At 65.1% G+C, this 11144-nt stretch carries 11 protein-coding genes; 5 read left to right on the forward strand and 6 right to left on the reverse strand.

What is annotated here, in order from left to right:
* Positions 1 to 154: 154 nt before the first annotated feature.
* A complete protein-coding gene (locus NKH03_RS32915; protein ID WP_352973049.1) occupies positions 155 to 604 on the reverse strand; it encodes an ester cyclase in 450 nt (149 codons plus the stop codon).
* A 234-nt stretch (positions 605 to 838) separates the two neighbouring features.
* Between NKH03_RS32915 and NKH03_RS32920 the strand changes: the two genes are divergently transcribed.
* Positions 839 to 2935: an EAL domain-containing protein gene (locus tag NKH03_RS32920; protein WP_352973051.1), complete on the forward strand. Its 2097-nt coding sequence runs from the start codon at positions 839 to 841 to the stop codon at positions 2933 to 2935.
* A 59-nt stretch (positions 2936 to 2994) separates the two neighbouring features.
* Here NKH03_RS32920 and NKH03_RS32925 read toward each other — a convergent pair whose 3' ends face one another.
* From NKH03_RS32925 to NKH03_RS32935, 3 genes are all read right to left on the reverse strand, one after another.
* On the reverse strand, positions 2995 to 3189 hold the full coding sequence (locus NKH03_RS32925) for a hypothetical protein (RefSeq protein WP_352872604.1): 195 nt from the start codon (positions 3187 to 3189) through the stop codon (positions 2995 to 2997).
* A 172-nt stretch (positions 3190 to 3361) separates the two neighbouring features.
* Complete coding sequence (locus NKH03_RS32930) at positions 3362 to 4879, reverse strand: AMP-binding protein (RefSeq protein ID WP_502913580.1); 1518 nt, start codon at positions 4877 to 4879, stop codon at positions 3362 to 3364.
* A 24-nt stretch (positions 4880 to 4903) separates the two neighbouring features.
* A complete protein-coding gene (locus NKH03_RS32935; protein ID WP_352973055.1) occupies positions 4904 to 5719 on the reverse strand; it encodes a p-hydroxycinnamoyl CoA hydratase/lyase in 816 nt (271 codons plus the stop codon).
* A gap of 125 nt (positions 5720 to 5844) precedes the next feature.
* Between NKH03_RS32935 and NKH03_RS32940 the strand changes: the two genes are divergently transcribed.
* A complete protein-coding gene (locus tag NKH03_RS32940; RefSeq protein WP_352883082.1) occupies positions 5845 to 6318 on the forward strand; it encodes a MarR family winged helix-turn-helix transcriptional regulator in 474 nt (157 codons plus the stop codon).
* A gap of 263 nt (positions 6319 to 6581) precedes the next feature.
* On the opposite strand, the gene NKH03_RS32945 is transcribed toward NKH03_RS32940, so the two are convergent.
* The gene (locus NKH03_RS32945; protein ID WP_352973057.1) at positions 6582 to 7580 is read right to left on the reverse strand and encodes an ornithine cyclodeaminase family protein; all 999 of its coding nucleotides are present in this window, start codon (positions 7578 to 7580) and stop codon (positions 6582 to 6584) included.
* Between the two features lie 127 nt (positions 7581 to 7707).
* On the opposite strand from NKH03_RS32945, the gene NKH03_RS32950 reads away from it, so the two are divergent.
* Positions 7708 to 8169, forward strand: coding sequence for an Lrp/AsnC ligand binding domain-containing protein (locus NKH03_RS32950; protein ID WP_352973059.1), 462 nt, complete (start codon positions 7708 to 7710; stop codon positions 8167 to 8169).
* On the opposite strand, the gene gcvA is transcribed toward NKH03_RS32950, so the two are convergent.
* Positions 8166 to 9065: a transcriptional regulator GcvA gene (gene gcvA, locus NKH03_RS32955; RefSeq protein WP_352973061.1), complete on the reverse strand. Its 900-nt coding sequence runs from the start codon at positions 9063 to 9065 to the stop codon at positions 8166 to 8168. The two genes, NKH03_RS32950 and gcvA, sit on opposite strands and share 4 nt — an antisense overlap.
* 127 nt (positions 9066 to 9192) lie before the next feature.
* Here gcvA and NKH03_RS32960 point away from each other — a divergent pair, with 127 nt between their 5' ends.
* On the forward strand, positions 9193 to 9897 hold the full coding sequence (locus NKH03_RS32960; RefSeq protein ID WP_352973063.1) for an SDR family oxidoreductase: 705 nt from the start codon (positions 9193 to 9195) through the stop codon (positions 9895 to 9897).
* Positions 9898 to 9943: 46 nt separating this feature from the next.
* Positions 9944 to 11002 carry a Gfo/Idh/MocA family protein gene (locus tag NKH03_RS32965; RefSeq protein WP_352973065.1) on the forward strand — a complete coding sequence of 353 codons (1059 nt, stop codon included), beginning with the start codon at positions 9944 to 9946 and terminating at the stop codon, positions 11000 to 11002.
* Positions 11003 to 11144: the final 142 nt, after the last annotated feature.

Consider the following 11144-nt stretch of genomic DNA (forward strand, 5'->3'; position numbering starts at 1 on the left):
ATTTTTTGGCTATTTTGTGTTTCCTTTTTGTGTGCCGCCCCCACCCCGGGGCTGGGCCCCCCCCGCGCGCCTTTCTGCCCCCCCCCCCCCACCACCCTCCTATGGGGGCCCCCCGGGGGGGGGGCTTGGCCCCACGTTCAATCATGCGGTTCGATCAGGCGGCCTTGATCAGGCCGAGTTGGGTGAGGGCGGCGACGCCGTCATCGAGGCCGATCTCCTCGACGATCCTGCCGTCGACCACCTTCAGCACGGTGATGCCGGTGAAGCGCATGGTGCGGCCGGTGGCGGCGGGCAGCGAACCCACGAGGAAATCGCTGAAAGCCGGGCCGGTGTGCGTGCCGCCGCCCTCCCACTGACCGACGACATAATCGCCCTCTGCAACCAGGTCGGCCGTGGCCCAGAAATTGAGGTCTGGGAAGGCGGCGCGGAAGTCGGTCATGAAGGCCTTGATGTCGTCGCGGCCGCGGCGCGGCTCGTGCAGCGAATATTTCAACAGCATGTCGGGCGCGGCGATGTCGTCGACCACTGAGAGATCGCATGTTTCACCCCAGAAGTCGGTGAACCATCTGACGACGATGGCCTTATTGTCTTCTTGGCTGGTCATTGGGAGGTCCTCTTTGTCTCTGCAACGCGATCATCGGATTGGCCGACGACCTGGAGCCATGACTAGGACGATCCGGCGGGCGCAAAAACTCCGGTTCTTGCCGGCCAATCGAAAGGCGGGAGGGCAGAGGTGGCAGGTCAGGAGGCACGAAACCGCCTGTCTCAGCCCAAGTAACGCTTTCTTCTCTGGTTTTGTCGCAGATTGCCCCTCGGTGGGGGATGAGCGAAACAGACGATGGCTGGTCGGGACAAGAAAAGTCGCAATGGAACGTTCTGGGTCAAGGCCTTGGAACGCGCCCATCTCGGCGTCTGGGACTGGGATCTTCGCACCGGTGACTGCTTCTATTCCGCGACCTGGGCGGGGATGCTGGGCTATGACGAGAGCGAGCTTGCCGACACCAGCGACCTGTGGCTGCGGCTGACCCATCCCGACGATCGCGAGCGGGCGCTGGCCAGCGGCGACCGCCACATTGCGGGACAGACCGATGCCATCGAGACCGAGCTGCGGCTGAAGCACAAGCAGGGTCAATGGGTGTGGGTGCTCGATCGTGGCGGCGTCGTCGAGCGCGACGCGACCGGAAAACCGCTCAGGCTGATGGGCGTGCAGACCGACATCACCAAGCAGAAGGCGGCCGAAGCCGAGCTCGAGCAGGTCAATGTGCGCTTCCGCCTGGCGCTCGCCGCCAGCGGCACCGGCATCTGGCACTATGACATCGCCACCAACAGGAGCTATTGGGACGCCCGCACCAAGGACATATTCGGCCTCGTCGCCGACACCGACGAGGTGACGGCCGACCTCTGGCACAGCTATCTGCATCCCGACGACAAGGAGGCCACCGAGCAGGCTCACCTGCCGCCGCCTGGCTCGGACGGTGTCACGGCCTCGCAATACCGTATCATCCGGCGGGACGGCCAGGTCCGGCATGTCGAATCGCTGGTGCGCTCCATCGCCGGCGCGGGTGCCGCAGGCCAGATCCTCGGCACGGTGCGCGACATCACCGAGGACAAGCTGCGCGAGCAGGAACTCGCCTATGCCGCCCGTCACGACGCGCTGACCGGCCTGTGTAACCGCTCCGCCTTCGACCGGCTGCTCGCCGACCATATCGCGGCGGGTGCGCCGCTGGCGGTGTTCTATGTCGATCTCGACTACTTCAAGGCGCTGAACGATTTTGCCGGCCACGCCGCCGGCGACCTGGCGCTGAAGAGCGTTGCCGCCGGTATCCGCGGCTGCCTGCCGCCGGGCGCGCACGCGGCGCGGCTGGGCGGCGATGAATTCGCGCTGCTGGTGCCGTATTGCGATGCCGCGCTGGCCGAGAGGATCGCCACTGCCGTGCTTGGCGCGGTGCGCGAGGAGGATCTCGGCCTGGCCGCGTCGACGCGCAAACTGGCGGCCTCGATCGGTATCGCCTTCGTCGACGACGCCAACATCACGGTGGCCGACGCGCTCGCTTGCGCCGACGACGCCTGCTACGCGGCCAAGGCTGCCGGACGCAACCGTTTCGCGGTGTTCTCCGCGGCAGCGGAAGCAGGATCGGGCGGGCTGAATGCCGCGCGCGTCGCCGCCGACACCGTCGATGCCATGGAAGACGGGCGGCTGAAACTGTTCGGCCAGGAAATCCATTTGCTGGGCCGGCCCTGGCAGGAAAGCCGCCATGTCGAAGTGTTGGCCAGGCTCGTCGCACGCAACGGCCGGCTGGTGCCGCCCGGTGAGTTCATTCCGGTGGCCGAGCGCTTCGGCATCGCGTCGCGGCTCGACCGCTGGATCATCCGCGCCGCGCTGTCGCGGCATGGTGCCGCCTTGCGCTCAGGCGCGCTGACGCTCGGCTTCAACCTGTCGGCGCAGACGCTGAGCGATCCGCAGCTGTGGGCGTTCGTCGACAGCGTCATCGAGGAGACCGGGGCGCCGCATTCGGGCATCGGCTTCGAGATCACCGAAACCGCCGCCGTCACCAATTTCGACGCCGCCGAACAGTTCGTGCGCAAGGCGCGCGAGCGGCACTGCCGGGTCAGCCTGGACGATTTCGGCGCCGGCATGAGCTCGTTCGAATATCTCAGGCGCTTCCCCGTCGATACGATCAAGATCGACGGTTCCTTCATCGAGCACATCACGCAAAGCCGCTTCGACCGCGAAATCGTGCTGGCCATCACCAGCATCGCCCGCAGCCTCGGCTGCGACGTGGTCGGCGAGAAGATCGAACGGCAGGACACGCTGACGATGCTGGGCGACATGGGCGTCGCCTACGGCCAGGGATTCTTGCTGCATCGGCCAGAGCCGCTGGAGCAGATTGTTTCGCGTGCGACCGTGGTGGTGGTGGCCCGCAAGGCTTCGTGATCCCGGGTGTGCCGCGTTTCAGGTCAGGCCGGCCGGCCTGACCTGAGTCTCAACACATTCTATGCGGTTCGCCGCGCGGTCGATTTCGGAAACTCCAGCACGCCAGCCTCGGGTCGCCTGTGCTGTGCTTCCGCCACCGCTTCGATCAACAGATCCAGGGCGTCACAGGCAGCGCGGCTCGTCTCGTCATTGCCTTGCAGATAGTGATAGGCACGTTCGAGGTGGATGCGGGCGGCTGAAAAATCGCTGGTCAATGGTTCCCTCCATGATCCCGCCCTAATGTCCATCTTGCCGGGCCTGGCGGAACGCGGGGTAAATATCCACAGGCGGGTTTTATTCAAATGCCGGCGAATGTTGTGAGGACGCTTTGGAAGGACGCGGCCGGTGACGCCGCCAATCTCCCCACAAGGAGGGAGATCGGCAGCTTCAATGCCCGCCGGCCGGTGCTGTCCAGCCGCGCAAAATGTGTTTCTGGATCTTGCCGGATGCGGTGCGCGGCAGCGCATCGGTGAGCAGGAATTCTTTCGGCACCTTGTAGCGGGCGATGCGGGCGCCGCAGTGGCTTGCCAGATCAGCCGGATCGAGCACGCAACCTGACTTGACCACGACAAAGGCGCGCCCGACTTCGCCCCAACGCTCGTCGGCGACGCCGATCACCGCTGCCTCGGCAATGTCGGGATGGTCGAGCAGCACCATCTCGATTTCGGCCGGATAGACGTTCTCCCCACCAGAGATGAACATGTCCTTGCGGCGGTCGACGAGGGTGACGAAGCCTTCCTCATCCTGCCGCCCGATGTCGCCGGTACGGAACCAGCCGTTGGCGGTAAAGGCGCGTGCCGTCTCTTCCGGCCGGTTCCAGTAGCCAGGTGTGATGCTGGGGCCGCACAGCCATATCTCGCCCGGTTCGCCGGAAGCGACGTCACGGCCAGCGTCGTCGACGATGCGCAGGCCGATCGTCGGTCCAGCCAGGCCCGACGCGCCCGCCTTGCCGGCGATGCGGTCGGCCTCGACCGGCATGCCAAGCACGGTGCCGGCTTCCGTCATGCCGAAGCCGTCGGCCATGCGCACGCCTTGTGCCAGCCACCAGAGGATGTCGGCGGCGGGATTGGGCGCGCCGCCGGTGAAGATGGCGGTCAGCGACGTCCAATTCGAAGGCGCAAAATCGGGATGGTCGCGCAGCATCCTGGCCATCCGCGGCACGCAGAAATAATGGGTGACGCCAAGCGTGGGATCGGCGAGACGACGGTTGGTGACGCCGGCGTCGAAGCTGGGCGAGATCAGCACCGTACCGCCCTGAAGCAGCGTCGGGCGCAGGCTGGTGATGAGGCCGATGACATGGAACATCGGCGCGTCGCAGAGGAAGACGCTGGCATTGCCGACCCGCCCCAGCACGCCGAAATTGACCGCGGTGGCAAAGGCGTTCGCCTCGGTGATAACAACTCCTTTCGGCTGGCCGGATGTGCCCGAAGTGTAGAGGATGATCGACGGCGCATCGCTGGCCGGCAAGGGACGGCGCGGTGCGGGCGGGTGTTCCTCGACCGCCGCCGCGAAGGCAGCGACTTCGATTGGCGTGCAGCCCTCGGGCAGCGTCATTTCAAGGACGGTGTCATGCAGCAGCAGGATCGGATCGCAATCGGCCAGGATCGCCTGCTGTTCGGCTCTGGCGAGCCGCCAGTTGAGCGGCACGAAGATGGCGCCGAGCCGCATCGCGGCCTGCTGCAGGATAGCCAGGTCGGCGCTGTTGCGAGCAAGCGTGGCGATCCGTTGTCCCTGTTCGATGCCATGGCCGGTTTCGAGGACGCCGACGGTACGCTGGATGGCCTCGTCGAGTGCCGCATAGGTCCAGCGCCGGCCGGTTGCCAGGTCGACACAGGCAAGACGATCCGGCTGCGTCCCGGCGTGCAGGGCCACGGGATCTGGCGTTGTCCAGGCCGGCATTCGCATCTCCTCCCAGATTGCGTCGGTGGTTTATCGCGCCTTGTCGTAGGCACCGAGACCCGGCTTGTAGCTCTTTTCGTCGATGAACTGGCGGATGCCTTCCTTGCGGCCGTCATTGTCGTGGGAATTGGCCGCCTCCTGTGCCCGTACCAGATAATCCTCGGCGTTGTCGTAGGTCATCTCGGTGACGCGGCGGATGGCGTCCTTGGTCGCCTTCAGGGCAATCGGGTTTTTCTTCAGCAGGACGTTCGCAACCTCGGTGACGCGCGCCTTGAGGTCGGCCAGCGGCAGGCTTTCATTGACCAGCTTCCAGGCCGCGGCCTTCCTGCCGTCGATGAGCTCGCCGGTCAGCGCGTGGTACATGGCGTCGCGCATCGACAAGAGGTCGACCACCACCTTGGTGGCGCCGCCGCCGGGCAGGATGCCCCAGTTGATCTCGGACAGAGCGAACTGCGCCTCGTTGGCGGCAAAGGCGAGATCGCAGGCGAAGAGCGGGCCATAGCCGCCGCCGAAACACCAGCCATTGACCATGGCGATGGTCGGCTTGCCATACCAGCGCAAGCGCCGCCACCAGCCATACGCTTCAGACTGCGCCTTGCGGATGGCGGCAAGGCCCTTGGCTTCGGTCTCGCGAAAATATTCCTTGAGGTCCATGCCCGCGGACCAGGCGCTGCCTTCGCCGGACAGCACCAGCACGCCGACATCGTCGCGGAATTCAAGCTCGTCGAGAACCTCCATCATTCTCCGGTTGAGCGCCGGGTTCATGCAGTTGCGCTTGTCCGGCCGGTTGAAGCGCACCCAGGCGATGCCGTTCTCGACGTCGAAGGCTACGGTCTCTTCGGTCATGGTCATGTCCTCCCGTTCCGCTTTGTCATCAGCATAAATTGCTATGTGGCATAGCTTTTATGTTTGCTATGTCGCATAGTCTTTTTCGCTTGACAAGGGCTATGATCGCGGCGATCGGTTGCAGCATGGATGATACCCGACTTCACCCCGGTCGCAGCGCGCCAAGTGCAATGGCCGAAGACGCGCTGGACGCGCAGATCGGCTACAATCTCAGACGTGCCTCGGCGCTCGCGCTCAACGATTTCGCCGTCGAGTTGTCTGATGCGGCGCTGCGCCCGGTCACCTACGGCATGCTGGCGCTGATCGACGAGAAGCCCGGCATCCGCGCCGCCGAACTCTGCCGCCTGCTCGGCATGAAGAGCGCCAACATGGCGCCGCTGCTCTCCGAACTGGAAGAACGCGGGCTGGTCGAGCGCGACGACCATGCCGGGGACAAACGCGTGCAGGTGCTCAACCTGACGCAGGCCGCCAGGGAGGCGATGCCGGGATGGCGGCAACAGGTTCGCCGGCACGAGGACCGGTTCCTGCACAGGCTGACGAAAAAGGAGCGGGCAACGCTGCTGCGCCTGTTGCGGCTGATCTGGACCGAGGAAGACTGAGGGGCTGCCTGGTTGGTGCCAGCGCTCAAGCAGGAGTGTGGAAAGTTTCTGAAATAGGCGCGGTCTGGCCCGAACATTGCGCCGCCCCTTGTCTTGCTGCCGCCATCTTCTCCCCGTGAACGAGGACGCTGTCATGGCCGATTTCGCCAATCGCCAGCGTTGCGGAAAGAGCTTCTTTCTCCCCGTTCTACGGCGAGAAATGCCCGGCAGGGAAATGAGGAGCGGCGCTGGCTTCGACAATTAAGCGGGCAGTACCCTACAGCTCAACAACCCGCCCCATTCCTCGCCGTATCGCCTCGCGGTAGGCGAGGTCGGCGGCCACCATATCTTCCATGATCTTCCATGGCGACCCCCATGGCCTTGTAGACGGTGACCTGGTCGGCGCTGACCCGCCCCGGTTGCAGCCCGAGCAGCATTTCGCCGAGTTCGGTTCCGGTTTGCGGATTGAGGCCAGCGAGTTCGCAGGAGCCGACCGGTGTCGGGGCAAAGGCCCCCCTGGTCTCGACGAACAGGCTGGCCCTTTCGATAAGCTCTACCGGCAGTTCGCCGCCGGGCGGTGCAACGCCGACCGACGAGACATGCGTGCCGGGTCGCACCCAGTCGGCCGAGATCACCGGCGCATAGGAATGCGTTGCCAGGCAGACGACGTCGGACGAGCGCACCGCGGCCTCGATATCGGCGACGGCGACGACGCCGGGGTGCTGCGTGGCAAGCGCCTGTGCATCCGCGAATTCCTTCGAGACGACACGGATCTCGGCGAAGTCGCGTACCAGCGGCAGAAGATTGAGATGCTGGCCGGCCTGCACGCCGGCCCCCACCACTGTCGCGACCTTGGCGTCGCGGCGAGCAAGTTCGCGCACCGAGAGCACGGCCGAGCCGGAGGTACGCACGGCGGTGATGTAGGTGCCGTCCATGACGCAGACCGGCATGCCGCTCCGCGGGTCGAACAGATGGATGGTGGCGAGGTGGCTGGGGATGCCTCTGGCGATGTTGCCCTCGAAGACGTTGACGATCTTCACCGTCAGATGCATGCCCGCCGTCCAGGCCGGCATGGCCAGCGAATAGCCGGCCTGCGGAATGTCGAGCTGCGGCCGCGCCGGACTGACCACCTTGCCGCCGGACAGCGCCTTGAAGCCGCCGGCCAAGGCCTCGAGGAGCTGGCGCGGGTCGATGCAGGTTTTCACCTCGGCCTCGTTCAGGATGAGGACTGGCGTGTCGCCCTTGGCTTGGGCGCTGCGGATAATCGATTGGGCTGATGTCATGGGGTACGCTTTCGTTGTCGGTTGCAGGACAACGGTATTGCGATCCGCGAGTGCGATGAAATATACTATTTTTGTCTTTTTGGCGTGACTATCACGCCTTCGAAGACCAAAAGGTGTGAATACTGAAATGGAAATTCTCGACCGTATCGACCGCTCGCTGCTGCGTTTGTTGCAGGAGGACGGCCGCCGCACGACGCTCGATCTGGCGCGGCGAGTCGGCCTGTCGCCGACCGGGGCGGCGCAGCGCGTCAAGCGGCTGTTCGCCGAAGGGTTCATCCGCGCGGTGCGTGCCGTCCTCGACCCGGCCCGGATCGGGCAGGCACAGCTCGTCTTCATCGAGGTGCGGCTCGACCACACGGCACCGCATGTCTTCGACCGCTTCGCGGAGGCTGTTCTGCGGGCGCCCGAGATCATCGAGTGCCACATGGTGGTCGGCGGTTTCGACTATCTGGTCAAGGCGCGTATCGCCGACATGGCGATGTTCCAGGATTTTCTGCAGCGGGTCATCCTGCCGCTTCCCGGGGTGCGGGAGACGCACACCTACGCCTCGATCGCCAATGTGAAGCCCGACGCCTTGTTGCCGATCTAGACCGGCGGCCGCTCCCCCGCATCCAGCAGCCATTGCCGCACGGCTTGCGTCGGCTCGGGGTGCCGCTGTTTTCTCGGCATCACGACATAAAAATCCTGCGTGCCACGCATTTCGCCGCTGACGGGCTGGACCAACCGGCCGGCGGCGAGGTCGGCGGCGACGAGAAAGCGGCTGGCCAGCGCTATGCCCTGGCCGGCGATGGCCGCGTCGATGGCCAGGCCCGTCTGGTTGAAGCGCATGCGTTTCAGCTCCGTCGTCATCTTCAGGCCGACCGCTTTTTCCATGAATTCCGGCCACAGATTGTGCGCGTCGTGCAGCAGGACGTGATGCTGGATTTCGGCCGCGGCGATTTCGGTAGCACCTGCCGGCAGCAGGGCCGGGCTGCAGACGGCGATGATCTGCTGCGGAAACAACAGGTCGACGATCAGGCCGGCGCCGAAGGGCGGACGGCCTTGCCTGACCGCAATGTCGACGCCGTCCGCCTGGAAGCTCGACAGGCTTTCGCTGGCCAGGACGCGCAGATCGACCAGCGGATTGTGCGTCACAAAATCCTGCAGCCTGGGGATCAGCCATTTGGTAGCGAAGCTTGGCGTCACGCTGATCGCCAGCCGCGCCGGCTCGGGGCGAAGCAGCAGCGTCGCCTCCGAGATCAGGTCGAAGGCGCGGCGGATGTTGGGGACATAGGCGCGGCCCTCATCGGTCAGCGCCAGGCCACGCGGCAGCCGCTCGAACAGTTTTGTGCCGAGATCGGCCTCCAGGCCGCGAATGTGCTGGGCCACCGCTCCTTGCGTGACGTTGAGCTCCTCGGCCGCGATGCGGAAGTTGAGATGACGCGCCGAGGCTTCGAAGGCGCGCAGTGCGTTCAACGGCGGCAGGCTGAGGAAGGCTTCGGGCATGCAGGAGTTTTTCTACAGGTTGATTTCAGGCATTCTGGTTCGAACCGGTGGGGAAAACCAGTTATATCAACCCTCAACTCCCGAAAACACCGCTTGCGGTGCCCGCCAACCCGAAAAGGAAAATCCGATGAGTGTAGAAAAAGTGGCTGTTGTCGTGGCTGGCGGCAGCGGCATGGGTGCGGCGGCGGCCAAGCGCCTGGCGACGGACGGCTTCAAGGTCGCCATTCTTTCCTCGTCCGGCAAGGGCGAGGCGCTGGCCAAGGAGCTGGGCGGGCTCGGCGTCACCGGCTCCAACCAGTCGAATGACGATCTGCAGCGCCTGGTCGACCTGACGCTGGAACGCTATGGCCGCATCGACGTGCTGGTCAACAGCGGCGGCCACGGGCCACGTGCGCCGATCCTCGAAATCACGGACGAGCAGTGGCACACCGGCATGGATGTCTATCTGTTGAACGTCATCCGGCCGGTGCGCATCGTGGCACCGCAGATGGTCAAGCAGAAGGGCGGCGCCATCATCAACATCTCGACGGCCTGGGTGGTCGAGCCGAGCCCGATGTTCCCGACCTCGGCGGTGTTCCGCGCCGGGCTTGCCGCCTACACCAAGATCTTCTCCAACACTTATGCCGCCGACAATGTGCGCATGAACAACGTCCTGCCCGGCTGGATCGACAGCCTGCCGGCCACCGAGGAGCGCCGCGACAGCGTACCGATGCAGCGCTACGGGACCTCCGAAGAGATCGCCGCCACTATCGCCTTCCTGGCCTCCGAAGGCGCCGGCTACATCACCGGCCAGAACATCCGGGTCGACGGCGGCATCATCCGCGCTATTTGAGGGCGTCGATCGGGCGGGGGGTTCCGATATCTCCAGGGAGCAATAAATGCGGCTTTTGATACTCGGCACCGGCTGGATGGCGCAGGAACATGCCCGTCGCTTCAGTGCCATCGAAGGCGTCGACATCGTCGGCGCCGTCGATGTCGATCCGGCGCGCGTCGGCGACTTCGCCGACAGCTTCAAGATCGCCAACCGCTTCACCTCGCTGGAGGAGGCGCTGAAATGGGGTGCCTTCGACGCGGTGGCCAATGTCACGCCCGACCGCATCCACCACCCGACCACCATGGCGCTGATCGCCGCCGGCAAGCCGGTGCTGTGCGAGAAGCCGCTGGCCGAAAACTTCGGCAAGGCGACCGAGATGGCCGAGGCCGCCGAGGCCGCCGGCATCGTCAACATGGTGAACCTCACCTATCGCAACGTCGCCGCGCTGCAGAAGGCCCGCCAGATGGTGCGGGCGGGCGAGATCGGCACGGTCAGGCATGTTGAGGCGTCCTATCTGCAAAGCTGGCTGGTGTCGAAATTCTGGGGCGACTGGCGCACCGATCCGAAATGGCTCTGGCGCCTGTCGCGGGGCCACGGCTCGAACGGCGTGCTCGGCGATGTCGGCATCCACATCCTCGATTTCGCCAGCTATGGTGCGGCTCTCGACATCGACCATGTCTTCTGCCGGCTGCGCAGCTTCGACAAGGCACCTGGCAACCGCATCGGCGACTACGGGCTCGACGCCAACGACAGCTTCGCCATGACGCTGGATTTTTCGAATGGTGCCTTCGGCGTGGTGCATGCCAGCCGCTGGGCATCAGGCCATCTCAACGAGCTGCGCCTGCGCATCTATGGCGACAAAGGCGGCCTCGAGGTGGTGCACAATCTCGACGGCTCGGCGCTCAAGGCCTGCGTCGGCGACAATGTCGAGAACGCCATATGGGAAGAGCTCGACGCCGGCACGGTGGCGACCAACTACCAGCGTTTCGCCGATGCGGTGCGAACCGGCGTGCAGGCCGAACCGTCCTTCCACCATGCGGCCGAATTGCAGAAGGTGCTGGATCTGGCTGTGCTGTCGGACGAGAAGCGGGCGGAGCTGAGGGCGAGCGCGGATACGCATTGAGGTTCCTCGCCCCACGGAAGTGGGGAGAGGTGGGCGCGCAGCGGCCGGGGAGGGGGGGGTGGGTTTGGAAAAAACGGGGGCCCGCCAACCCCAGCCCCCGGGTGGGCGGTGGGGTGTTTCTGGGACTGTGGTGTTTTGACAA

It is taken from the genome of Mesorhizobium sp. M1406, from assembly GCF_040317555.1.
Lineage (GTDB): Bacteria > Pseudomonadota > Alphaproteobacteria > Rhizobiales > Rhizobiaceae > Mesorhizobium.